Here is a 23,272-nt window from a genome sequence, read left to right as displayed (position 1 = left end):
GTAGATGTCGCTCTTATGCGTTGTTTGCTCTGACAGTGTCCTGGATGCGAAGGTGTTCCAACAGGCCGCGCAGCCCGAGTGAATAACTGCCGCCGCCAAAGCCGACGACCTGCCCCACGCACACCGGCACGATCATCGATTTGCTGTGCCAGGCTTCACGGGCGTAGATGTTCGACATGTGCACTTCGACAGCCGGGACCTGAATGCCGGTGATCGCTTCGGCGATGGGGTAGGATTGGGACAGCGAGGCCGGGTTGATCACGATGCCGTCGCACGTTTGCCCCGTCTCATGCAAAAAGTCGATGATCGCCCCTTCGCTGTTCGACTGGAAGGGGATCAATTCCGCTCCGAGCTCCGCCGCCAGCGCTTGCAACTTCCGGTTCAATTGCTCCAATGTTTCGGTGCCGTACACGCCCACTTCCCGCTTGCCCAGCAGGTTCATGTTCGGACCGTTGACGAGTGCGATACGGTACATAGATTTCTCTCCCTTACTGCTCGCTCTGACGCAAAAGATCTTCCAGCGTGATCTCCCGCAGCAAAAATTGACGGACGAGCGCGATGTGTTCCCGCTCGGGATGACGGTCGGCCAACTCGGCAAACGATCTGCGCACCTGCTCGTCAAAATCGCTGCGCAGGTGGTCCATGTGATAGACGGCCGCTCCCTCCACCTGCCGGATCTCATGGCCGGATCGCAGCAAGCGAATGCCCAGGTCGAGATCTTCCGCCCCCCAGTTCAGCCCGAACGACACATCGAACGGATGATGCTCCATCAAGGAGCGGGGCAGCGACAGATTGGCCCCGGCGCAGGCGACCCACGCCAGATCTCGATGAGCGGCCGAAGCCAGCACGCTGTCGGTCAGCCGCTCCAACGCGTTGACTTTCCGGTTCTCCGCCACGATGCGGTCAAAAGACGAGCGGATCATCTCTTCGGTGACGCATTGCTCCGCCAGTGACGACCGACGCCGCGGGGGGAGTTCGGGAAACAGCGTGCCAAGCGCTGGATCGAGGAAAAATTTCAGATACGGCATGTTGTAAATACGACCGTGCCCGACGACATCGTCCGGCAGCGCACCGTGTGCGTCCGTGATCGTCGGCACGACCAGACAGTCGTCATCGAGAAAGAGAATGCGGTCGCCGGTGCTGACGGCAGCTCCGGCGTTTCTCGCTCCTGACCGCCCGAGCGGTTGCGCGTGCTGCACCACGTGCAACGGATACGGGGCGGCATAGTCGGTCAGCCCCTTTGCCGTCTCGTCGGTGCTGCCGTCGTTGACGATCACCACTTCAAACGGGATCTCGCCCTGCACCGCTTCCAATGAAATCAAGGTCAGGCGCAGACGCGGCCATTTGTTGTGCGTCGGAATGACAAGGCTGAGCATCATCGCGCTCACCGGACCTGCGACACGTGGCACGGGGGAGCTGTCGTGTGATCGAGCAGCACTTGCAACAGTTCTTCCATCGACTCGACCAAGAGATCGGGTCGGCTGTTGCGAAGTGTCTCCTCCGAGGTGAAGCCCCACGTGACGCCGATCGTCTTGGCTCCGGCCTTCCGTCCGCAGATGACATCGTAGGGAGCATCCCCGACCATGATCATCTGCTCCGGGCGCAGTTTCATCTTTTCCCCGACGGCGTGCAGGCTTTCCGGGTCGGGCTTGGCATGGACCACATCGTCGGACGTGATCACGCACTGGATATACGGCGCGATGCCGAGCCGCTCCAAGATGCGCAACGTGCGAAACCGGTCTTTGCCCGTGCAGATCGCCAGCGGCACGCCCGCTTTTTGCAAGCGGTCGAGCAAGGAGATCACACCGGGAAAGATCTCGACCATCTTTTCGTTTTGCAGACAAAACTTTTTATAGAGGACGGCCATCTCCACCGGCAGACCCATCAGCCGCAAAATGTCTTCCAACCGTTGCCCCATATGTGTGCAGTATTCGGCAAAAGGCGGCTCGCCCTCGCCGACCCACTCTTTGTAGCTGTGTTGAAACGCTGCTTCCATCAGCGGAATGGAGTTGATCAGGACACCGTCCAAGTCAAAGGCAATGCCGCGAACCGTCAATTGCCACTCCATTGTTCCTGCACCTCAACGAGGAAGTTGACCAGCGCTTCTTGTTGCTCCAGCGTGCCCAGCATGACGCGGTGGTGCAGCCAGATCATGTCTTTTGCCGCCGCTTCCGTGACCGGGCACGCCATGGCGCGCCCGCCGTGCTCTTTCCACACATCGGTGTGGTGGATCGCCGAGTAGCCGATGTAGGCCGGCACGCCCGCCGCTTTCAGATGATCGACCAGCTCTTCCCGCGTGCGGCCGCCAAACTCGGACGCATCGTAGCGCAGCATGTACATGTAGTACGGGTGGATCGTGGAGTCGACGCGGTGCAGCAGCGGCTCCAGACCGGAGACGTCTGCCAGCAGGCGGTCCAGCTCTTGCGCGCCGTTGAAGCGGGTGGCGTTTTGTTCGGTCAGCCGCTCCAGTTGAGCCAGCAGAACGGCCGCTTGGAACTCCGAGATGCGGTAGTTGGAACCGAGTACGCTGTGCACGTAGGAACGGTCGTTTTTCGGGCGTCCGACGTTGTGATAGAGCCACAGTTTATCCATCAACTCGTCATCGTTGGTGATCAACGCGCCGCCTTCGCCGCAGGACATCAATTTCAAATACTGGAAGCTGTAGCAGGCGATATCGCCGAACGAACCGAGCGGTTTGCCCATATACGCGCCGCCGTGCGCGTGCGCCGCGTCCTCGATCACGCGCAGGTTGTGTTTGCGGGCGATCTCCATGATGCGCCCCATGTCGCAGGCTTGGCCGGCAAAGTGAACCGGGATGATCGCCTTGGTCTTCTCCGTGATCGCCTGTTCAATCGCCGCCGGATCGATACACAGCGTGCGCGGATCGACATCGACCGCGACCGGGGTCGCCCCTTGGCGGAACACCGGCGTCGCCGTGGAGATAAACGTGTAGGCCGGCACGATGACTTCATCGCCCGCACCGATCTCCAGCGCCATCAGCGCCAGTTCGATCGCGTGCGTGCCGTTGGTGACGGCAAGGCCGTGCTTGACGCCGTGCAGCTCGGCAAACTTCCGCTCAAACTCTTCCACCGCCGTACCGGTCATGCGCCACCAGTTGCGGCTGGTCAGCACACTGCTCAGATTGTCTTGTTCACGCTGATCAAACATCGGCCATTCCGGGAACGTCAGCACCGTCGTATTCATCGTAGTCATCTCACCGATTCCTCCATTTATCTTCAAAGTGTAATGAAAAAGCCCCATACAGACCGGCGTCATCTCCCAGGCTCGACAGGACCACCTCAACGTTGTTGGCCGGGTGTGCACCCAGTTCCTGACGGACAGCCGCTTGCAGGTTCTCCGCAAAAGCAGGAATCGACTGCGCGACCCCGCCGCCGATCACGACGATCACCGGATCGAGCAGACGGACCACATTGGCGATCCCAATCGCCAACCAGCCGACCGCTTGATCGACCGCCGCTCTCGTCCAAGGCTCCCGCTCCCGAATCGCTGCGAAGATCGCATCGGGCGACAGTCGCGCGGCTTCCGCGCTCTCTTGTGCCGCTCGCAGCAGGGCCGGACCGGACGCCCACGCTTGCAGACAGCCGATGCGTCCGCACGAGCAGCGCGGCCCGGTCGTCGTCATCCGCAGATGGCCAAAATCTCCCGCCCATCCGTGCGCCCCTCGCAACAATCGTCCGCCGGATACCAGTCCGCCGCCGATGCCCGTGCCCACCGTCACCATGAAAACGTCCGTTCTCCCTTGCGCCGCTCCTGCCACACATTCGCCGAGCACGGCGGCGACCGCATCATCTTCCAGCCGCACCGGCGCACCGACGAGCCGTTTCAGGCGGTCGGCCAGATCGACATCCTGCCACCACGGGCGGTTCGGCCACGAGACGACCCGGCTCTGATCGGGCGAGAGCATCGCCGCAATCGAGATGCCAACCGCCTGCGGCGGCCCCCACTCGGTCAGACATTCGGACAGCATCGCTTCCAGATCCTGCAGATCGGACTCCGCCGTCCGCCCGGACCACGCGGCCTTTTTGACCGGGATCACACGGGGCACGGAGCCGTCCTTCGTGGACGCAGCGGCGGGAAACCACCCGGCCCGCAGATGGGTGCCGCCGATATCAAACGCCCAGACGGCCTTCATCGCTTGATCGCTCCCGCCTTGTAGATCGCGTCTGTCGCAACCGCCACGCGCAGGCCTTGCTCCAGCCCGCAGGGGTGCGGCTCACCGTTCTCGATGCAGCGAAGAAACGCATCGTGCAGAGCGGCAAACGCCTGCAGCGGCTCGGGGACGCAGGGACCGTACGGCAACCGTTCCGTCACCGTGCCATCCTGTGCCGTATGGAGAATCTGCGGGTACTCCCAATGTCGTCTCGAAGAGAATCCGAACAGAGTTCTCAGTTCCGCACGCCCGTGGCTGCCCTCCAGCAGAACCTGCGTCCGGTCGTCCTGCGGGCTGTCATCCCAAGAGACATGCAGGCGGATCTCCCGTCCGTCCGCCCCGTGGATCGTGGCGACGGCCGCTTGCTCCACATCGACCCGTCCCGCCGTCCAGTCCGCGTCAAACCACGACGCTCCGCTCGACGCCGACCCGGCCCCGTCGTTCAACACCGCTTCGACCGACTGCACCTCCAGCGGGCAAAACATCAGCCCGAGGTCCAGCATGTGCGACCCGAGATCGAGCAGCACGCCGCCGCCCGACAACTCCCGCTGCGTGATCCAACTGCCCGGACGCGGCACGCCTTGCTGGCGACGCCAGACCACCGTGCAACGCCTGATGTCTCCGAGCGGCAGGTCCCGCAGCGCCGTCACATCCTCGCGATGGCGATTGACATAGCCGACGGCGAGTCGCTCGCGATGCGGATGTTCTCGCAGCCGGGACAGATCGTGCTCCGACAGCCCCAGCGGCTTTTCGCACATCACGTGCAACCCGCGGTCGAGACACGCCTCGACCACCTGCGCATGCGTATTCGTCGGGGTCGCGACGATCACACCGCCCAGAGAGAGTTCAAACAATTCTGTGATATCATCCGTCGCCGCAGGGATCGCAAACTGAGCGGCCACCCGTTGCGCCAGCTCCAACTGCGTGTCGCACACCGCGACCACCGTCACACCCTCCCGCTGCGTCAACAAAGGCAGATGAGCCGTCTGCGAGATCCAACCGGCCCCTATGATCGCCAACCGGATCATGACAACGCACCTCCCGACAGACTCCGCACCGCCGCGAGCAGTTCCCCCCGCAGCAGTTTGCCGTTTGCCGAGCGCGGCAGTTCCTCGACGAAGATCACTTCATCGGGCGACGCATGACGGCCCGCCGTTTCAAAGCAGTGCATCCGCACGGCAGGCGCATCCAACGTCGCCCCCGACGCTTGCACCACGACCGCATAGATGCGGTCATCCTGCGCCTCGCCGCTGCGAACGCCCACGACGGCCGCTTCGAGGATTTCTTCATGGCGTAACAAGGCGCTTTCCAGATACTCCGCGCTGATCTTCTTGCCGTTTCGTTGCAACACGTTGCTGATCCGCCCCGTGACATGCAGACGGCCCTCCTCGTCCAGGTACCCGAGGTCGCCCATCTTCCACCAACCGCCGACTGCGGATGCTGTCGGCGCAGGCATCCCGAGATAGCCGGAAAACAGCCCCGCCGTCTCGACCAGCACCTGACCGGTCACTCCGGTCGGCACCGGCTGACCCGCTTCATCGGCGATCAGCAGATTCACACCGCTCATCGCACGGCCGGTCGCACCTCGGGCTTGCTCCATGCTCTCCAGCCGGGAGACGAGTCCGCCCGTCTCCGAGCTGCCGTAGTTGCCGGACAGCGACAGGCCGAGCTTTTCCTGAAACTTGGCGGCAAGCTCCGGCGTCGTCTGTCCGGTGCCGACCATCGCATAGCGCAAAGACGGCAAGGCGACCTGCTCGTCGAGCGAATCGACCAGCAGGCGGACCAAGGACGGCACCAGCGGCAGAAACGTCACATCATACCGTCTGATCCACTGCACGACCTTGGGCGGATAAAACATCGGCGGGATCACCAGACAGCCGCCGCATTCCAAGGCAGCGAGCAACGCACAGCCAAACGCATACGAGTGAAACAGCGGCAGTCCGGCATAAAAAACGTCCCGCTCCGTCAGATCCAGCGTCTGTACATAAGAACGACCTTCCGCCCGCAACGCCGGGACAAACCGTTCCACAAACTTGGGCTGACCGGTGGAGCCGGAGGTGAGAAACAGCAGACTGCCTCTTCCTTCCGCTTCTTCGGCGGACGGCTCCTCGTTCTGAGCTTCTGCCAGCGTGTCGGCGACAGATCGTCCGGGAGCGGTCACAGACAGTCGGTTCAACACCGCTGCGCTGCCCAGCACCTGTTCCGGTTGCAACGCCTGCTCCGTGCGCTCCCACTCCGACGCAGACATTCGCGGGTCGAGCAACGCGATCTGATCCCCTTTGCCAAGAGCGGCCAACAAGATCAAGACCGAATCGACATTTTGTTCCAAGAACAACGCGACCCTCTGCCCGGACCGTTCGCCTGCACGTTGCCACAGCGCGAGGACTTGCCGGATGCGGCGTTCCGCCTCCTGCCAGGTCACGAGCTGCCCGGCATCGCGAAACGCCGGTCGATCCGCATGGCGGACGCTGTTCTTCGCAAAGAGTGTGAGCATGGATCAGCCCTCCGTCGCCATGACTTCCATCCGCTGCGCTTTCGCCTCTTGCAGCCGCTGGAACGTGACCGGTCTGTTGTACAGTTGGATACGGGCAATGTCCATATCATCGATATACCCGTTGATATAGAGATTGACCACATCGAAAGAGGTATAGCATTGACGGCAGAACGGCAGGCGCGGTTTCGGCCATTGGAACACCGTGTAGATGCGATCCTTGCCCATCCGGTCAAACACTTCGACCGGGTCCGTCTCTTCGACGTTGCCCAGTTGCGTCGCCCAGCAGTTCGGGCAAGGGCTGATCACGCCGTCATCGAACGACTGCACCATGACGCTCGGCACGTGGCACCGCATGCGGCGATACCCTTCCCGCAGCAGGAAGCACAGCTCTTCCAAAAACGGCTTCGGTGCCAAGATACCTTGATAGTGGTCGTATCGATCCAACACATTCTTAATGAAGGAATCGATCGCCGCATCGTCCGGCCACATGCCTTTTTTGACCTCGCCGCGCACCGGGAACGGGAAGATCATCACCTGTCCTTCATACTGCATCATGTAGTCGAGGAACGTGTGATAGTTCGCGATGTTGCGGTCGGTCAGGACAGAGCCGACCTCGGTCGGGATGCCCGCTTTGATCGTGCGGTCGAGGTTTTCCAGCAGCCGGTCCTGCACCTTCTGGTTTTTCACCCGGTAGCCGTTCAGCTCCATCGTGTGACCGTCCAGCGACATGTGCACCTGCACGTTGCCAAGGCTTTTCAGATCGTCGACCATCGGTTGCGTCAGGTGAAATCCGTTCGTCAGGACGGAGATCGTCTCGTACAGCGGCGACTTTTTGCGGAAGAAATCGATGATGCGGTTGATCTGCAAGATCTCGCCGCCGCTCACCCGCAGGATCGCCGCCTCGGCAGCCGACTCAAATTTGTCGACCACGCGGTCCAGACGCTCCTTGAGCACGAAGCCTTCTTTATAGACCAGCGGTTCCCGCTTGACGGTCACGTACTGCTTGAAATCGTCTTCCTCGTGTTCTTTCAGATCGCTTTCATACGAGAGACAATAGGTACAGCGAAAATTGCAGGTGTCTTCACGCACCACCAGATCGTTGTACAACAACTTTTTCTTTTCCTGTTGCAGGACCAGTGTTGCCACCTCCTCTATTTCACGACTGCAAATTCTTCAAACGCGATCTCGCCCACGTATTGATGCTCCCGGCTCAGACGCGCTTCCAAAGAGCTGTCGAAGCATTTCCGTTCAAACTCCTCGATCATCCGCTCAAACACGTCATGATAGACGGACGGCGTGTTCGGATCGGCCGGGTCGAGCTCGCCCGCCAGTTTCACGCAGGTCTTCAGCAGGTCGAGCGACAGATCGCCCATCCCTTTGCGCCAGCGGCGCAGCTGTTGCACGAACAGCAGATACGAGTCTTTGTTGGCCGCCTTCTCCTCGCGCGACATCTCCGGCGACACGAGGCTGGTGCGCCATTCGCGCAGAACACCCGGAATGACTTCATCGACCAGATAGGACAGGCGGTCGGTGTGCTGAATCAGCGCATCCCACATCACCGCGATCTGCTGTGACTTGATCTTGTACGGACGGGAGGAGACACGGCGAATGTGCTCATACAGACCGTTGTCATCTTCCAGGTCGTGTGCGATCTCAAACGGATCGAGGTATTCGATCACGCCGTTCGCCATCAGTTCAAACTCGATGGGCGCGCCGGGGAAGACGACCAGACGGTTGAACAGATACATCGGGAAGCCTTTTTTGTGCAGTTCCGCCTCTTCAATAAACTGAACGGTGTCGGAGAACTCCTCCAGCGTCGTGTACGCGTCGACCAGGATCATCGCCGGTTCCACGTCAAAGCCCATGTCGGTCAGCAGTTTGGTCGCCGCCAAGTTGCCGTTGACCGTCGTGCCTTTGCGCCAGCGGTTCAGCGTCGTCTGCGAGCCGGACTCCAAGCCCAGCAGCACGTCTTTAAAGCCCGCTTTTTTCATCAGTTCGAGAAACTCGGTGTCGAGGAACGACTTGGTATCGACGCGGCACTCGCCGTGGAAATGGACCTTGATCCCGCGGTCGACGATCCCTTGAGCCAGTTCGGTCAGACGGCGCTTGGCCTCCGCTCCGTAGCCCATGAAGTTGTCGTCGTTGAAATAGAGGTACTCGACGCCGTACTCGTTGACCAGATACTCGATCTCGTTGAGCACGTTGATCGCCGGACGATACCGCCATTTTTTCGCATCGACCATCTCAGCGGTGGCCGGCGCGTGGCAATAGGTGCAACGGCCGAAGCAACCGCGGCTGGAGTACAGCGACGCGACACGGGGCGCGATCCCCGCTTTGCGCAGCGCATCGAGCGCGTCGCGGGACGGGTTCGGGAGATTGTCGAGCGACTCGACCTCGCCTGCCGGGTTCATCTTGATGTTGCGCGGTTCTTTCAGATAGGAGACGCCGCGGATGTCTCGCCACGACTCGCCGTTCTTCAACGCGCTGACCAGTTCATACAGCGGTTTCTCCCCTTCGCCGCGCACGACCGAGTCGAGCGCGTCCGGGAACATCGCCAGAAAATACTGATAAGTGAAGGCGCCAAACGGTCCGCCGAGCGTGATGTGGCCCTGATACCCGGCACGGCGCAGATCGCGGATGATCAACGCCGCCTGATACGCGTGCAGATCGTACAGGCAGCTCACCCCGACCAGCAGCGGGTTTTGCTTGATCACTTCGTCAACGATCTCCTGCGTGGACATGCGCTGAATGTTCGCGTTGAACAACATCACATCCATGCCTTTTTCACGCAGATAAGCGGCCAGACAAGACACGCCGAGATTTTCACGGTATCGGCGGACAAACACTTGATTCATCGGTCCCGAAGTCAAGGAGTCCACGTCGTCCTTCACGTTGTTCTCACGGAACGTGCGGGGACTCTGTCGGAGCGAGACTTCCATCGGAGAAATTAAGATAGCATCCACACTTTATACCTCCACACGCAATTTTCTGAATTAACTTCTTAAGCTTGAAGGGACGTCGAATGTTTGACCACGTACTCCGCGAGCGAGTTGACCGATTTGAGCAGATCTGCGTTCAGATCTTCGTCCAGCACTTCGATGTCAAACTTGCGCTCGACGTGCAGCAGCAGTTCCAGCGCGTCCACCGAGTTGAAACCGAACTTTTCCAAGAAGCCCTCTTCCGCCGCGTCGATCTCCGCCGGGGTGATCGACATCTCCAACACTTCAATCGCGATTTCCTTGATCGTTTGCGCTACGTTTTCCAACATGGTAAAAACCTCCTAAGTGGTGTAAGTGTTTTGTTTTGATGAGGAGGCCAGCAGCGGATCAGCTGCTGGCACTCGTGTAATTGGCGATGGCTCGCTTCCAGACCCATTGGCACGCCACGAACAGGATCGTCGTCGCCAGCAGGCCCCACAGCACTTCCGACAGGTCCAATTTGCCCATCAGCGCCCGAGCCGGGAAACTGACCAACATCATCGCCGGCAGGAAGTAGGTGAGGATAAACCGCACGCTGCCACGGTAGATCACGTCCGGCTTCATCGCAAACTCGTAAAACCATTCGATCAGGTCCCAAGCAAATTTAAACTTGGTCTGCCAAAACGCGATGCAGTTGATCATCAAGAACGTCGAGTAGAACAGCATCACGCCGTTGGCGAGCAGGAACAGATAGGTCAACAGCGAGACCACCGTCACGTCGTACCCGGCGATGTAGATGCCGTACACGATCAGACCGATGCCGATCAAAGAGTTAAACCCGGACTCCAGATTGATCCGCTCACAGGTGACCAAAAACTGCGTGTTCAACGGCTTGGTCAAAAGCAGGTCAAACTTGCCTGAGTTGATCTTTTCCGGCATGCCCAGCATGTTGAAGAAGAAGAAGGTCATCCATACCACGTCGATCAAATAGGTGGTGCCGACAAAGATGAACATGTCGCCCGCATTCCAATCGCCAAACATGGACAACCGCAAAAACACGACGAGGAACAAACCCAAACCGGTCAACAGATAGAGAATGCCGCTGAAGAACCCCATGATGAAGTTCGTTCGATGCGTCATCTCGCCAATAAAGTTCGATCGGATGATCGCTCGGTACACTCGCAAATATCGCATCATCTCATCAGCCTCCAAAAGCCCCGAACCGCTTCAGGCCTCGCGACCAGAAGATGCGGACCAGCACGTAAAAGATCACGATCCATACCGTTTCGATCAAGAGACCGTTCCGAATCGTCTCCGGCGTTTCCGCTCCGATGAAGATCCGGATCGGGAAGTAGAAGATGTATTGGAACGGCAGATACCAAGAGACTTCTTGAATCACAGTCGGAAGCAAACTGAGCGGAAACCGGCTGCCGTCGATCAGCGAGATCAAGGCGGTGGCAAACATCATGATCTGATTGGCACGCCCAAACCAAAAGCCCAGCAGTCCGAGCGCGTAGTAGATGAGGAAGTTCAGCGCAATCGACAGGAGCAACGCAAGGGCGAAGAGCGCCGCGTTGACCACCGTCGGCGTGACGATGTTCTCCCGGAACACCAGCAGCAGCACGGCGGCCGGCACGAGCAGGTAGGTAAACTGCGAAAATTTCTCCGCTGCATTTCGGGTGTAGTGGAAGCCGAGATGGCTCAACGGCTGTACCATAAAACGATTCAGATCTCCTTGAATGATCTGATGATTCAGCAAACGATGAATCTGCACCCCGACCAACCGCTGACACATCAACGTGAGCACGAAGTAAGTGATCATCTGCGGCAAGGTGTAACCGAGTTGGCTGCCCGCGTTGCCGTTGATGTCGTACACGGCCTGCCAGAGGAAGATGTGCAGCAAGATCGGCACCCAGAGGAAGAAGAATCCGATGATGACGTCGACTTTTCGAACGGCTTGCTGCTGCAGTTCGGTCGTGAAGATCCGGCGGATCGTGCTTACGCCCATCATTGGTTCACCCGCACCTTTCCTTCCGCCAACGTCCGCTCGATCACGCGATCGATCGGGATCTCCGAGATGTTGACGTCAACCACCGGCAGGGAGCCCAGTTTGGCGATCGCCTGCGGGATCTCGTTGCGGGGCACTTGCAGCGTCACCTTCAACACATCCCGTCCGACCACTTCGCCGATGCTGGCCAGCACCGCGTCCTCGACGTCGCGCTCCAGATCGATGGAGATCAGTTTCACGTCGGAGAAGTCTTCCGCCACGTGGCTCAGCTGACCGTCGTACAGCTTGGTTCCTTTGTTGACGATGATCACGCGCTTGCACAGCTCTTGGATGTCGGCCATGTAGTGGCTGGTCAGGATGATCGTGACTTTGCGCTGGCTGTTCATCGTGCGGATAAAATCGCGGATCGCATACTGCGAGGTCAGGTCCAAACCGATGGTCGGCTCGTCCAAAAAGACGACTTTCGGCTGATGCAAAAATCCGGCGATGATCTCCATCTTCATCCGTTCACCGAGCGACAGGTTGCGCACCGGCGTGGTCAGCAAGCGTTTCACATCCAGGATCTCCACCATGTGGTTCAGGGTCTCGTGATAGTCCTTGTCCGGTATGTCGTAGATCTCTTTATTCAAGAGGAACGAGTCGGCAGCAGGCAGATCCCACCAGAGCGAGTTTTTCTGGCCCATGATCATCGCGATGCTCTTTTGGAACTCCTGCTTCCTTTCCCAAGGGGTGTAGCCAAGCACGGAGCAAGTGCCGCTCGTCGGGTGCAGAATGCCGGACAGCATCTTCATCATCGTCGTCTTGCCGGCGCCGTTCGAACCGAGCAGGCCGACGATCTCGCCCGCTTCGATCTGGAAGCTCATCTGCTCGACCGCGTGCTTTTCTTCATATTCCTGGGAGAACAAGGATTTCACTGATGCCAGCAACCCTGGTTGTTTGATCGGTACTTTGTAGTGTTTTGTCAAATTGCGAACATCAATGGCTGTCAATCCGCGCACCTCCGTAAATAATAAAACGAACGATGTAACCCCAGTTCTCTTAATGGATCTCGAATATTATTCTACAAGACTTTGCAAATTACATCAACCTGCCAACATTATACAAGGTAACTTATACTGAAATGTATTCATTAACCCACTTGTTTCACAGTCGCAGGAACTTCTGTTGCCGTTATCGAAATAGTAGCACTATCACGACATCTAGGAGGACTTCCCTTGAATTTAGAAAGCCTTGGTTGGAACTCATCGTATCAGTCCCATTTCGAACCGTTTGCCAAGGACGGATATGCCGTCGGCCGCATCGCGTTGGAACACAAACATATTTATACCATCTATACCGAATCCGGCGATGTGCTCGGTGAAGTATCCGGCAAAATGCGTCACCAAGCGGTCGGCCGCGCCGACTTCCCGGCTGTCGGCGATTGGGTGGTCGTCTCCGTGCGCGAAGAAGAGAAGCGGGCGACCATCCATGCGGTGCTGCCCCGTCAGAGCAAGTTTTCCCGCAAAGCGGCGGGCGGCGCGACAGAAGAGCAGATCGTCGCCACCAACGTCAACACGATCTTCCTCGTGATGGCGCTGAACCAAGACTTCAACCTGCGCCGGATGGAACGCTATCTGGTGTTGGCTTGGGAAAGCGGCGCGACCCCGGTCGTCATCTTGAGCAAAGCGGACCTGTGCGACAACGTCGCCGCCAAAGTCGCTGAAGTCGAAGGCGTGGCGTACGGCGTGCCGATCCACGTGACCTCCTCGTTGCAAAACGAAGGCCTAGGCGAGTTGAGCCGCTATCTGTCCCAAGGTCAGACGGTCGCCTTGCTCGGCTCCTCCGGCGTCGGCAAGTCGACGCTGATCAACCGCCTCTACGGTAACGACATCCAGCACGTCAGCGCGATCCGCGAAGTGGACGGCCGCGGCCGCCACACCACCACGCACCGCGAACTGATCCTGCTGCCTGAAGGCGGGCTGTTGATCGACACGCCGGGGATGAGAGAGCTGCACATGTGGGACGCGGAAGAAGGGCTGAACGACAGCTTCCAAGACATCGACGCGCTGGCGGCCGATTGCTACTACCGCGACTGCCAGCATCGCAACGAGCCGGGCTGCATGGTCATCCAGTCGCTGAACGACGGCACGCTGGACAGCGAGCGTTACAACAGCTACAAAAAGCTGCAAAAAGAGATCGCCTACATGGAGCGCAAAGACAACAAGCAACTGCAACTGGCCGAAAAAGAGAAGTGGAAGAAAATCCATCTCTCCCAGCGCAACCGCCCGTAGCCTCTCAGACGATATGAATGAGATCCCTCCTGCTGACAAGAGGGATCTTTTTATGCTGCCGTTCGAATCCCCTGCGCGATCCCTGCCACAGCCCCCGCGATCTTGCGCAGTCGGTCAGCCATGCGCGTCAACAGTTCCGCAGGCGCCGCTTTGGAAAAGCCCGCTTTGAAGAACAGATTGGAGAGGATCTCCCACTCCTGCTTGATCTCGCGCGCCTGCACCGCAAGCTCTGCATACACCGGCACCTCCAGCACGAGAGCCGCCTCGTCGAGCAGATGCGCGAGTTGGTCAAACACATACCCGGCATCCGCTTTGATCGTCAGCATGTCGAGGAAGAGCTGTTTGCATCGCTCATACGGCTGGACGCGCTCCGGCCACCGGGGCAGCTCGTCCGCCATGTCGAGCAACGCCTGCACGCCAAACGACTGCGGGTGCAGCCACGTAAAGCATCTCGCCGTCAGATCCCCCTGACCGAGCAGTCCGTCGGCGACCGTATCGAGCGCACGGCGACAGAGCCCGGCGCGGTCGATCTCCCCCGGCTGCGCTCCCCACCACACGACGGTCGCCTCCGGGAACAGTCGGGCCGTGTGACACCAAGTCGAGGCCAGATCGGTCAAGGACACAGGGAAACGCACCGTGTCCGGTACGCCCGCCATCCACAGCTCGACCTGGTCGGTCGCCGGATCGAAGGCGACCGGGATGACGATGTGAAAATTGGACGCGAGATCGACTTTGGCGCGGCTTCTGGTCAACTCCTCGCGCACCGACGCCGTCATCTCTTCCTCATCGAGCACCAGCGCGCACAGTTCCCCTTTGCCGAGCCACTCCAAGATACGGGACTTTGCCTCGGCTGCGTCGACCGGCGCCGCTGCGACCTCCAGATCAAGCCCGAGTCGCGCGCTCGCCCGCTGCAAAAACCCTTCCCCCGCAAATCCGGCCAGATGCGGCCGCGCACCTTTGCCGTCCTCCTTGCGGTTTTCCCCGTAGGCCAACAGCAGCCCGTCTCCGGCTGCGACCAGCGCATGCTCCGGGATCTGCGCTTCTTTATAGTAAGAGAAAACTGCGTCGAGCGTTTTCACCATGCAGTTTTCCGCCGTCGAATCCATTCGCAAGTGCATCTCAGACCCTCCATACTGATCCAGATAGTGAAACGGCTTCTTACCTACAGCAATACCTGCAGATAAGAAGCCGTTTCTTAATAAATAAAAATTAGAAAGCTACCGGGGATGCTGCGTCCAAGGTCATTTGTTTTCACCTCCAACAATATATGCCCTTATCTTATCATTTATTCTGATAATAGACAATACTTTTAATATATTTTCTTCAATCCCCTGTAATTCTTCTCCCGAATCCACTTACCTATTGCGTGATAAAATAAGAAAACTCCTCACCGAACATCGAGAGGAGTTGATCGAATTTTTTACTTGTATCGATTGAAAATTATTCACGCTTATCGAACAGATCAGCCCTGCGCCTCCAGATTTCGTGCTGTCTCGCTGCGCTCCACCGACTTTTCCGGCGGGAACGTGCCGAGCAGAACATCGAGCAGCGGATTGGTCACGCCGAACCAGTAGTGCTCGCTCTTGTAGTGATGCCAGAGGTGGATCTTCTTCATCCACTTGCCAAACCGCGTCCACGGCGTGATCGGGCGGTGCGCCACATAGTGCGTCCACTCATAGACCAGCAGCGTCAACAGATTGCCCGCAAAAAACGCAGCAGCCAGCGGCACCGTGCCTGCCAGCCAGTAGCTGACGAGTGCCGCCGCGATCATCTGCGGCAGACTGTACCACACCGGCAGGAACAGCAGATGCAGGTCGTTCGGCACCACATGATGGTCATAATGCAGGCGCTTCACCATCTTGAGCAGAAACGCGTTTTTCGGCGGCTTCATATGAAAGAAAAAGCGATGCGTAAAATACTCGCTCATCAGATACAGAACCGCACCCGCGAGCAACCACAACCACGCCGCCCCCTGCGCCCACGCTGGCCCCGCAACCGCCAGCGCGACAAAGGCCAACACACTCATCACCACAATATCAAACTGCCCGAAAAACTCACGGTAGTAGATCTTCAACCGGATTCCTCCTCTTCCCGAAAACGGGTTCCTGTTTCCATCTTACTGGGCACTGCTCGTTAACACAATCAGAATCTTTGAGCTATTCTTATTCAAAAAAATGACCCGTTCACATACCGTGAACAGGTCATCCTCTCTCTCCCGTATCATTTCATGATGTTGCGGATCACAGTCCGTTCACCTGCCGTGAACAGGCTTAACTTCTTGCATCACACCATAATCTTGCACATTTTATTCGTGAACTCAACCGGGTCTTCAATCGGCAGGCCTTCGATCAGCAGTGCTTGATGGTACAGCAGTTCCGTATACAGATTGAGTTTCTCCTGATCCTGCTCCATCGCCGCTTTCAACGATTGGAACACCTCATGCTGCGTGTTGATCTCCAGTACCTTGTTCGCTTTCACCCCTTGGCCGTTCGGCATCGCGTTCAGGACCTTCTCCATCTCGATGGTCACGTCGCCCTCCGTCGACAGGCAGACCGGGTGCGTCTTCAACCGCTTCGACGCCCGCACGTTGCTCACTTTTCCGGCCAGTTGCCCTTTCATGTGCGCAAACAGCTCTTGGTGTTCCTGTTGCTCCGCTTCCGATTCTGTTTCGTCCGCCTCGATGCCCAGATCGCCGCTGGACACGTTTTTAAACTCCTTGTCCTTGTACGTCATCAGCATCTTGATCGCAAACTCGTCGATGTCGTCGGTGAAATAGAGCAGTTCATACCCCTTGTCGGTCACCAACTCCGTCTGCGGCAGCTTTTCGATGCGCTCGATCGAATCGCCAGTCGCATAGTAGATGTATTTCTGCTCCTCCGGCATTCTCGACACATACTCATCCAGCGTGACCCATTTCTTCTCCTTGGACGAGTGGAACATCACCAGATCCTGCAACGCCTCTTTATGCGTGCCGAAGTCGCTGTACAGCCCGTATTTCAACTGTCGCCCGAACGATTCGTAGAACTTCTCATACTGCTCCCGCTCGTCCTTCAACAAACTCAACAACTGGCTCTTGATCTTGCTCGCGATGTTTTTGGCGATCAACTTCAACTGCCGGTCATGCTGCAACATCTCCCGGGAAATGTTCAACGACAGGCTGTCCGAATCGACCATCCCTTTCACAAACGAGAAGTGATCCGGCAACAGATCGGCGCACCGGTTCATGATCAAAACGCCGTTCGCATACAGCTCCAGCCCTTTTTCAAATTCCTTCGTGTAGTAGTCGAACGGAATCGTCTCCGGGATATACAGGATCGACTGATACGTGACCGCCCCTTCGACGTTGATATGAATGTGTTTCAGCGGCTTGTCAAAGCGATAATGCTTCTCCGCATAAAACTTCTCATAGTCTTCAGCCGTCAACTCGTTCTTGTTTTTGCGCCAGATCGGCACCATCGAGTTGATCGTCTGTTCCTCACCGGCCACGTCCATACGGATCGGATAACGGATGAAATCGGAGTACTTTTTGATGATCGCCTTCAAGCGATACGCGTCCAAATACTCGTCATAGCTCTCGTCTTCCGTATTTTCCTTGATCTGTAACGTGATCTCCGTGCCGACGTCCGCCTTCTCCCACGGCTCGATCGTGTACCCGTCCGCTCCGGTCGATTCCCACTTGTACGCCTGCTCGCTGCCGAGCGCCCGTGAGATCACCGTCACCCGGTCTGCCACCATAAAGGCGGAATAAAACCCGACGCCAAACTGCCCGATCAGATCATGCCCTTCCTTCGCCTCGTGTTCCTTCTTAAACGCCAACGAACCGCTCTTGGCGATCACGCCGAGGTGATTCTCCAGGTCCTCCTCCGTCATGCCGATGCCCGTATCCACGATGGTCAGCGTGCGCCGCTCTTTGTCGGCCGCCACCTTGATCCAGTAGTTGGTCGAATCAAACTCCAGCGCGGAGTCGGTCAGCGCCTTGTAATAGATCTTGTCAATCGCATCGCTGGCGTTCGAGATCAACTCCCGGAGAAAGATCTCTTTTTGCGTGTAGATGGAGTGGATCATCATGTCAAGAAGTCGTTTCGACTCCGCTTGAAACTGCTTTTTTTCCATGCCTGTTCGCTCCTTGCGTTCCCGATTATTAGCACTCGAACACAACGAGTGCCAGTATTTTTTATATATCAGACCCGCGTTTTGATGTCAATATCGGGAAAAACTGCCCTTTCCCTTCTCTCCGAGGATGCCGCACACGAAGCGCACTTTACATATCGCTTAATATTATAGAAAAAATTGTAAAACTGTTTCTTCCCGTTTCACTCTCAGTTTGTGCCTGTCAGCCTGCGATTTTTGAACGAATAAAATTTAATTTAGCCACGAACTACATATTCGCTTTATGCATATTAATATTTTATTATAAAACTATTGAATTTTCAAACCAAAAACGCTATATTATATACGCGGCATGATTTACATGAAAAATCACATTAAGCATTACCATTACTACACTTCAACTTCTTATTTAGTTGAAAGTACAAGGAGGTTCGCTCACGCATGAAGAAAGCAATGCTCGCCACTTCACTCACCGTCCTGATGACCGCCACGCTGGCTCTCAGCCCGGCACAAGCCGCGCCTGGACTGGACAAAAAACGGGACAAAGGAACCACCGCTCCTGTCATCGTAGACCGCTACGAAGCACCGGAATCGGCCACCGCATCGGTCACCACCCAGTCCAATGCGCTCGCCGCATCCTGTGTGGCCGACCCGATCACCGACCCGAACATGCGAACGACGTCCTGCTACAACGGCGCGACGTACACGGCCGTCAGCAGCAAACTCGTCCAGTACGATGCCAAGCCGATGACCAACCAGACCTTCCTGATCTCGGTGGCAAAAGGACAGACGATGACGCTCTCGAATGAAGTCACCGTCTCCGAAACGGTCGAAGTCTCGACCACCGTGGAGAGCGGCATCCTCGACGTGATCAACTTCAAACTGACCACAACCTACACCGGTACGGTCAGCCGCAAATACAACACGACAACGCAATACAGCGGGCCGGACTCCTCCTCCCCGTACAACTCCCGCAGTTTCTTCAGCGGCGCGATCTTCGACCTGTATGATGTGACGGTCAACAAAAAAGGCCATTACACCAAGTACGTTGACGTCTACAACAACGGCGTGTACTCGTATTCCTACAACTACAACTACGATCAAGACTTGGGCAACACCGTGCACAAAGCGTACAAACCGATCATCGTGACCTACTCCATCGACTCGCTCTACTACTAATACCTGCACCGCAAAAAACACCACTTTCACTCAGAAAGAGAGGCTCTCTCCATGAAAAAACGATTTCACCTGCGCGCCCTGATCACGGTAGCCCTTGCATTCGCTCTCTCGGCTGCCGGTGCCCTCACCCCGAATGCCGCTTCCGCCTCGTACAACTGCACGGTCGAGCAATCGGGCGACGTCACCTACCAAGCAGAAGTCACCACCTGCGAAGAGATCACGTACAACTTCGTGAGCAAGCAGATGTTGCAATACGACTACACCCCGGTCGAGGAGCAAGTTCATCTGATCTCCGTCGCGAAAGGGCAAAAACTCACCCTCTCCGAATCGCAAACCGTCTCCCGCACCGTGAAGGTCAGCGCGTCCGTCTCGGCCAACGATAAGCTGTTTGGCACGATCGGCTTCTCGATGACCGGCTCCTACACTGGCACCACCTCCAAAACGTACGGCACCTCCACCGTCTACGATGGCCCGGATGCATCGTCTGCGTACAACTCCCGCAACTACTACTCGGGCACCGTGTATGACCTGTACAACGTCACCGTGCGCGAAGTCAGAAACTACACGCAAACGGTCGATTACTACGAATACGGCACCCGCACTCGCTCCAACACCAACACCTGGCAGGAGTACGGCGGTCTGATCACCGAGCAAGTGCAGTCGCCGCGCATCATCACCTACTCCAAAGACTCTTACTACAACTAAGCACAGGAAACAGGACCCCGACCATTGCGGCCGGGGTCCTTTTTCATGATAATAAAAGATAGAAGCTCATTCGGTTGTCCCAAGGAGGATTCGCATGGGAGATCGTCGTTCCACAACACGGAAGTCTGCACAAGAGACCCTCATACCGCAAGCAAAAATGCCCCCGGCAGCCACACGACCGTCACAACCGGGTCCGACGGCACAACAGATGCAGGCTTTGCAAAAGATGGTCGGCAACCGGGCGGTGTTGCAAATGCTGCGGCAGAGACAACAGACCCAGTCCCCCAGCCCGGCCGGCGTTGTGCAGATGAAGCATGAACTGTACACCGACGGTGACTATGAAGACACGATCTTGAAAACGTTGGACGAGGAATTCACTTCGATCCTGTCCACAGCGGGGGAAAACATCGGGTACAACGTCACAACTTCGAACAAGCCGGTGCATCTCTCTGCACTCAGCCAATCGGCCGACGGACAGATGTGCCGTCCGGATCAGGCCAGCGCGGTGATCGACAAGACGGTGAAAGAAGACCGCGACAACGACATCATCGACCAGTACGGACAACTCGGCGCGATGGAACGGGCAGTATTTGGCCGCACCCGCGATCAGACCTATGACGGCGGGCATCTGATCGGCCATCAGTTTTTTGGCAAAAAGGCGGATGTGCACGGCAACCTTTTGCCGCAGATCAATGAATTCAACCAGCGCTCCTATCGCTTTTTCGAGGACCTGGTCACCAAATACATCGACCCGCTCAACCCGACGAAAAAGCAAGAAGTCGAGTTTGTCGTCGATGTCGATTACGAGCGCGACACCTTTACACGCACCGTCGAAGATCTGAAAAACGCGGCTGTGATCACAGTGCCCCAGTACAACGCGATCCTCAAATCGGGCGAGTACAAGGCGAACGATCCGATTGAGTTCAACTCGTTTGTCCCGAATTACTGGGAGCCAAGGCTCACCGGGCTCAATCCGAATGCCAAAGCGATGGCGTCACTTAGCAAGAGTGAGGGTTACTTCTACAACTATGTGAAAGATCAAGACGAGATGGACCCGCACCTCTTTTCAAACGACGATGTCATCTATGCCAATCGGGAAGATGCGTTCGGTTACATCGAAGGCGGGATGGACACTACCGGAGACATTGCCATCAACAGCAACTTCGTGAAAGGTTTGTTCTTCCAAGCGGTGCCCCACCCGTTGGATGAACAGGACGAATCGCCTGACGACGAACGGTTCATCTACAACAAAAATCGTCAGGGCCTGTCGTCCGGCTCCAAAAAGATCAAAAAGAAAAGCGCGGTCACCCTCTCATTGAGCGGAGATGTCAGACTGTCCGATTTTCAAGGCATGCTGGTCAGCGACATCGACACACAAAATACAAACACCAGCGTCGTCAATTTGTATAAGACGTTCAAAAATCTCGGCCTGATCAAATCGCTGGTCAGAAGATTGCAATACACACCCCTGCCGACCAAACGCGAGGAAGTCAAAAAACTGCTCGAAGCAGCCGCCCGCGATACCAAAGGGTGCAACGGCACGCTGAAAGCAGCTTTTCAAAATCTGTACAACGACGACAAGCTAAAATATTAGCGGTGTCATCGAAAAGGGGATCGCGATGCAAAAAACAAAGCGCACTACACCCTCCAAAGACTCGGCTTCATCGACCAAACCCATTTCCAGACAGACGGCACACCCTGCCGGTGCCGGGAGGATCTTGCAATTGCAACAGACATACGGCAACCGGGCCGTCGGTCAACTTCTGCGAGCAAAAGGACAGGCAACCGACGGCGTCGCCCAGATGGTACGAAAGGACTACAGTTCCACAGGGGCACCGAGAAACGGGGCAGCGTTCAACATGAAGAACGATCCTACGTATGGGCCCTGGCACTTTCACTTCATTAAAGATGCACGAAGTAACACCGTGGAAAACTTCTTTGTGACGCTGGAAAACTACAAGGGACAGAAACGGCATGTGTTGTTCGACGGCCTCACCCAAACAGCGGCCAACCGTTTGAAAGGCGATCTCAGCAAGGAAGAAGCCGGCGAGATCATGGAGTGGGCGACCGGTCTGCTGCAAACTCAACTGGCGGACGCAACCGATGTCAGCGAGGAAGAATATCTGCAACAGGTACAAGCCTACAACGAGGAACGGCAGAGACAGGCGGAAGAAGCCTTAAAGATTCAAGAAGAACGCAGGGCAAAAGAACGCGAGGAAGTCCGCCAGTCCGGTTCGGAGTTGGCCAACTATCTGCTGGATCAGCAGATCAAGTACAAAGAAGCGTACATCCGCAGCGCGTTCAAGTTTAATAAAGAACAACAATGGATGGCCGATCTGAAGCCTGAGCAGATCGAAGCGTTGCGCAAACTGTTATAAGCCGCGCTTCCAGCCAACGATAAACAAGGACGCGGGGATGACCCGCGTCCTTGTTTATCTTGCTGGTGAAAAGACTACTGCTGTTGGTTCTCTTCGTTCCGATTTCTGGCCCCGTTTTGAGCTTCTGCACGCTCCCCAAGTTGGTTGCCCAGCGCACCGCCAGCGATGCCGCCAGCCACGGTGCCGAGCGGTCCGGCAACAGACCCCACAGCAGCACCGGCCACGCCGCCGCCTACGGTTCCGACCGCCTCACCCATGCCGTCTGCATTCATGATCCCTGCCTCGTTGCCAGCCGCGTTGGTTGCGTTGGCTTCCGTGCGACCTTCGTTGTTGCGGTTGCGGTTGTTGTTTTCAGCCATGAATATCACTCCTCATGTTGTGGTGTGTGTTCGGGAATCACGTCCCCGGCATATCTTGCCCAAGACGTACACAAATACAACACGCGTGAGTTTGACAGCATCATTCAGGAAATCTTCCCATGATGACGGTGTGATAGAACTGACCGTCAGACAGCACCTTGTCATTTTTCAAGACTCCCTCCACTTCAAAACCAAGAGAGTGGTAGAGCCGGATCGCCTTTTCGTTTGTCTCTAAAACATGGAGCGACATTTTCTTGATACCGGTCGAGTCCGCCCAAGAAATGGACTCTTGTAAAAGATGCTTTCCGATCCCGTATCCCCAAAACTCCTTCAGTACGCCCACTCCAAATTCGACTTTGTGAGCGAATCGTTTCAGATGATTGCCCTCACATCTGGAAAACGCGACGATTCGACCTTGCACGACCGCCACTAAAAATATGTTTTTGCGACTCTCCGTATCGGCTCGAATCAACCGTTCAAAGCCAGACGCATCGATGAACCCCTCGCCTTGCTCTCGATCCAAATTTTCCGTCTCGCCATCGATCTGGAGTCGCAAGGCTGACAGTTCTTTTGCGTCTGCTTCACGTGCAGATCGAATCGTGTATGTAAGGCCGCGGACCTGATATTCCTGCTCGTTGATGATCATATGGGTCTCCTTTTTGACGACGATGAAAATGCCA

Annotated in this window: 23 protein-coding genes; 5 read left to right on the top strand and 18 right to left on the bottom strand. The window is 56.8% G+C overall.

The annotated features are described in order from the left end of the window. Window positions 1–13: 13 nt before the first annotated feature. Genes OS242_RS09705 through OS242_RS09645 form a run of 13 tightly spaced genes read right to left on the bottom strand, consistent with a single transcriptional unit; the run spans window position 14 to window position 12,580 of the window. The gene (locus OS242_RS09705) at window positions 14–475 is read right to left on the bottom strand and encodes a type II 3-dehydroquinate dehydratase (protein ID WP_267151486.1); all 462 of its coding nucleotides are present in this window, start codon (window positions 473–475) and stop codon (window positions 14–16) included. 13 nt (window positions 476–488) lie between these two features. Continuing rightward, a complete protein-coding gene (locus tag OS242_RS09700; RefSeq protein WP_267151746.1) occupies window positions 489–1,379 on the bottom strand; it encodes a glycosyltransferase family 2 protein in 891 nt (296 codons plus the stop codon). 5 nt (window positions 1,380–1,384) lie between these two features. Continuing rightward, on the bottom strand, window positions 1,385–2,068 hold the full coding sequence (locus tag OS242_RS09695) for an HAD family hydrolase (protein ID WP_267151485.1): 684 nt from the start codon (window positions 2,066–2,068) through the stop codon (window positions 1,385–1,387). Then, window positions 2,053–3,213 carry a DegT/DnrJ/EryC1/StrS family aminotransferase gene (locus tag OS242_RS09690; protein ID WP_267151484.1) on the bottom strand — a complete coding sequence of 387 codons (1,161 nt, stop codon included), beginning with the start codon at window positions 3,211–3,213 and terminating at the stop codon, window positions 2,053–2,055. Before OS242_RS09690 ends, OS242_RS09695 begins: the two co-directional genes overlap by 16 nt. Before the next feature lies 1 nt (window position 3,214). Continuing rightward, window positions 3,215–4,153: an ROK family protein gene (locus OS242_RS09685; protein ID WP_267151483.1), complete on the bottom strand. Its 939-nt coding sequence runs from the start codon at window positions 4,151–4,153 to the stop codon at window positions 3,215–3,217. Continuing rightward, entirely contained in the window at window positions 4,150–5,199 is a 1,050-nt protein-coding gene (locus tag OS242_RS09680) for a Gfo/Idh/MocA family protein (protein WP_267151482.1), read from the bottom strand. The genes OS242_RS09685 and OS242_RS09680 overlap by 4 nt, the downstream gene beginning before the upstream one ends. Then, window positions 5,196–6,665 carry a class I adenylate-forming enzyme family protein gene (locus OS242_RS09675; protein WP_267151481.1) on the bottom strand — a complete coding sequence of 490 codons (1,470 nt, stop codon included), beginning with the start codon at window positions 6,663–6,665 and terminating at the stop codon, window positions 5,196–5,198. Before OS242_RS09675 ends, OS242_RS09680 begins: the two co-directional genes overlap by 4 nt. 3 nt (window positions 6,666–6,668) lie before the next feature. Continuing rightward, window positions 6,669–7,811 (bottom strand): radical SAM protein, encoded by a 1,143-nt coding sequence (locus OS242_RS09670; protein ID WP_267151480.1) that lies wholly within the window; start codon window positions 7,809–7,811, stop codon window positions 6,669–6,671. Window positions 7,812–7,816: 5 nt separating this feature from the next. Further along, on the bottom strand, window positions 7,817–9,628 hold the full coding sequence (locus tag OS242_RS09665) for a B12-binding domain-containing radical SAM protein (protein ID WP_267151479.1): 1,812 nt from the start codon (window positions 9,626–9,628) through the stop codon (window positions 7,817–7,819). Window positions 9,629–9,666: 38 nt separating this feature from the next. Continuing rightward, a complete protein-coding gene (locus OS242_RS09660) occupies window positions 9,667–9,933 on the bottom strand; it encodes an acyl carrier protein (RefSeq protein ID WP_267151478.1) in 267 nt (88 codons plus the stop codon). Between the two features lie 58 nt (window positions 9,934–9,991). Next, window positions 9,992–10,780: an ABC transporter permease gene (locus OS242_RS09655; RefSeq protein ID WP_267151477.1), complete on the bottom strand. Its 789-nt coding sequence runs from the start codon at window positions 10,778–10,780 to the stop codon at window positions 9,992–9,994. Window positions 10,781–10,784: 4 nt separating this feature from the next. Beyond that, on the bottom strand, window positions 10,785–11,594 hold the full coding sequence (locus OS242_RS09650) for an ABC transporter permease (RefSeq protein WP_267151476.1): 810 nt from the start codon (window positions 11,592–11,594) through the stop codon (window positions 10,785–10,787). Further along, entirely contained in the window at window positions 11,591–12,580 is a 990-nt protein-coding gene (locus tag OS242_RS09645; RefSeq protein WP_267151475.1) for an ABC transporter ATP-binding protein, read from the bottom strand. The genes OS242_RS09650 and OS242_RS09645 overlap by 4 nt, the downstream gene beginning before the upstream one ends. Window positions 12,581–12,805: 225 nt before the next feature. Between OS242_RS09645 and rsgA the strand changes: the two genes are divergently transcribed. Next, window positions 12,806–13,861 carry a ribosome small subunit-dependent GTPase A gene (rsgA, locus tag OS242_RS09640; RefSeq protein WP_267151474.1) on the top strand — a complete coding sequence of 352 codons (1,056 nt, stop codon included), beginning with the start codon at window positions 12,806–12,808 and terminating at the stop codon, window positions 13,859–13,861. Window positions 13,862–13,911: 50 nt separating this feature from the next. Here the strand turns inward: rsgA and OS242_RS09635 are convergent, their stop codons facing one another. The 3 genes from OS242_RS09635 to htpG all read right to left on the bottom strand — a co-directional run bounded on the left by OS242_RS09635 (window position 13,912) and on the right by htpG (window position 17,974). Next, window positions 13,912–14,979 (bottom strand): hypothetical protein, encoded by a 1,068-nt coding sequence (locus OS242_RS09635; protein WP_267151473.1) that lies wholly within the window; start codon window positions 14,977–14,979, stop codon window positions 13,912–13,914. A gap of 344 nt (window positions 14,980–15,323) precedes the next feature. Then, window positions 15,324–15,941, bottom strand: a complete 618-nt coding sequence (locus OS242_RS09630; RefSeq protein ID WP_267151745.1) for a sterol desaturase family protein — start codon at window positions 15,939–15,941, stop codon at window positions 15,324–15,326. A 203-nt stretch (window positions 15,942–16,144) separates the two neighbouring features. Next, the gene (htpG, locus tag OS242_RS09625) at window positions 16,145–17,974 is read right to left on the bottom strand and encodes a molecular chaperone HtpG (protein ID WP_267151472.1); all 1,830 of its coding nucleotides are present in this window, start codon (window positions 17,972–17,974) and stop codon (window positions 16,145–16,147) included. 438 nt (window positions 17,975–18,412) lie between these two features. Between htpG and OS242_RS09620 the strand changes: the two genes are divergently transcribed. The 4 genes from OS242_RS09620 (at window position 18,413) to OS242_RS09605 (ending at window position 22,233) form a co-directional block, all read left to right on the top strand. Next, on the top strand, window positions 18,413–19,150 hold the full coding sequence (locus OS242_RS09620) for a hypothetical protein (protein WP_267151471.1): 738 nt from the start codon (window positions 18,413–18,415) through the stop codon (window positions 19,148–19,150). Window positions 19,151–19,201: 51 nt separating this feature from the next. After that, on the top strand, window positions 19,202–19,855 hold the full coding sequence (locus OS242_RS09615; protein WP_267151470.1) for a hypothetical protein: 654 nt from the start codon (window positions 19,202–19,204) through the stop codon (window positions 19,853–19,855). A gap of 94 nt (window positions 19,856–19,949) precedes the next feature. Then, window positions 19,950–21,449: a DNA/RNA non-specific endonuclease gene (locus OS242_RS09610; protein ID WP_267151469.1), complete on the top strand. Its 1,500-nt coding sequence runs from the start codon at window positions 19,950–19,952 to the stop codon at window positions 21,447–21,449. Between the two features lie 130 nt (window positions 21,450–21,579). After that, window positions 21,580–22,233 carry a hypothetical protein gene (locus tag OS242_RS09605; protein WP_267151468.1) on the top strand — a complete coding sequence of 218 codons (654 nt, stop codon included), beginning with the start codon at window positions 21,580–21,582 and terminating at the stop codon, window positions 22,231–22,233. Between the two features lie 74 nt (window positions 22,234–22,307). On the opposite strand, the gene OS242_RS09600 is transcribed toward OS242_RS09605, so the two are convergent. Continuing rightward, window positions 22,308–22,592, bottom strand: a complete 285-nt coding sequence (locus tag OS242_RS09600) for a glycine zipper domain-containing protein (RefSeq protein ID WP_267151467.1) — start codon at window positions 22,590–22,592, stop codon at window positions 22,308–22,310. Between the two features lie 100 nt (window positions 22,593–22,692). Then, window positions 22,693–23,238 carry a GNAT family N-acetyltransferase gene (locus OS242_RS09595; RefSeq protein WP_267151466.1) on the bottom strand — a complete coding sequence of 182 codons (546 nt, stop codon included), beginning with the start codon at window positions 23,236–23,238 and terminating at the stop codon, window positions 22,693–22,695. Window positions 23,239–23,272: the final 34 nt, after the last annotated feature.

This window comes from Tumebacillus lacus, from assembly GCF_026410385.1.
GTDB lineage: Bacteria > Bacillota > Bacilli > Tumebacillales > Tumebacillaceae > Tumebacillus > Tumebacillus lacus.
Note: the sequence above shows the minus strand (reverse complement) of the source record. Positions and strands in the feature narration are given on the sequence as shown.

Coding starts and splice junctions, on each gene's coding strand:
- OS242_RS09610 (WP_267151469.1), top strand. CDS start 19,950: ATGGGAGATCGTCGTTCCACAACACGGAAGTCTGCACAAGAGACCCTC.
- OS242_RS09595 (WP_267151466.1), bottom strand. CDS start 23,238: ATGATCATCAACGAGCAGGAATATCAGGTCCGCGGCCTTACATACACG.
- OS242_RS09695 (WP_267151485.1), bottom strand. CDS start 2,068: ATGGAGTGGCAATTGACGGTTCGCGGCATTGCCTTTGACTTGGACGGT.
- OS242_RS09635 (WP_267151473.1), bottom strand. CDS start 14,979: ATGCACTTGCGAATGGATTCGACGGCGGAAAACTGCATGGTGAAAACG.
- OS242_RS09690 (WP_267151484.1), bottom strand. CDS start 3,213: ATGACTACGATGAATACGACGGTGCTGACGTTCCCGGAATGGCCGATG.
- OS242_RS09650 (WP_267151476.1), bottom strand. CDS start 11,594: ATGATGGGCGTAAGCACGATCCGCCGGATCTTCACGACCGAACTGCAG.
- OS242_RS09705 (WP_267151486.1), bottom strand. CDS start 475: ATGTACCGTATCGCACTCGTCAACGGTCCGAACATGAACCTGCTGGGC.
- htpG (WP_267151472.1), bottom strand. CDS start 17,974: ATGGAAAAAAAGCAGTTTCAAGCGGAGTCGAAACGACTTCTTGACATG.
- OS242_RS09655 (WP_267151477.1), bottom strand. CDS start 10,780: ATGATGCGATATTTGCGAGTGTACCGAGCGATCATCCGATCGAACTTT.
- OS242_RS09685 (WP_267151483.1), bottom strand. CDS start 4,153: ATGAAGGCCGTCTGGGCGTTTGATATCGGCGGCACCCATCTGCGGGCC.
- OS242_RS09680 (WP_267151482.1), bottom strand. CDS start 5,199: ATGATCCGGTTGGCGATCATAGGGGCCGGTTGGATCTCGCAGACGGCT.
- OS242_RS09600 (WP_267151467.1), bottom strand. CDS start 22,592: ATGGCTGAAAACAACAACCGCAACCGCAACAACGAAGGTCGCACGGAA.
- OS242_RS09675 (WP_267151481.1), bottom strand. CDS start 6,665: ATGCTCACACTCTTTGCGAAGAACAGCGTCCGCCATGCGGATCGACCG.
- OS242_RS09620 (WP_267151471.1), top strand. CDS start 18,413: ATGAAGAAAGCAATGCTCGCCACTTCACTCACCGTCCTGATGACCGCC.
- OS242_RS09615 (WP_267151470.1), top strand. CDS start 19,202: ATGAAAAAACGATTTCACCTGCGCGCCCTGATCACGGTAGCCCTTGCA.
- OS242_RS09660 (WP_267151478.1), bottom strand. CDS start 9,933: ATGTTGGAAAACGTAGCGCAAACGATCAAGGAAATCGCGATTGAAGTG.
- OS242_RS09700 (WP_267151746.1), bottom strand. CDS start 1,379: ATGATGCTCAGCCTTGTCATTCCGACGCACAACAAATGGCCGCGTCTG.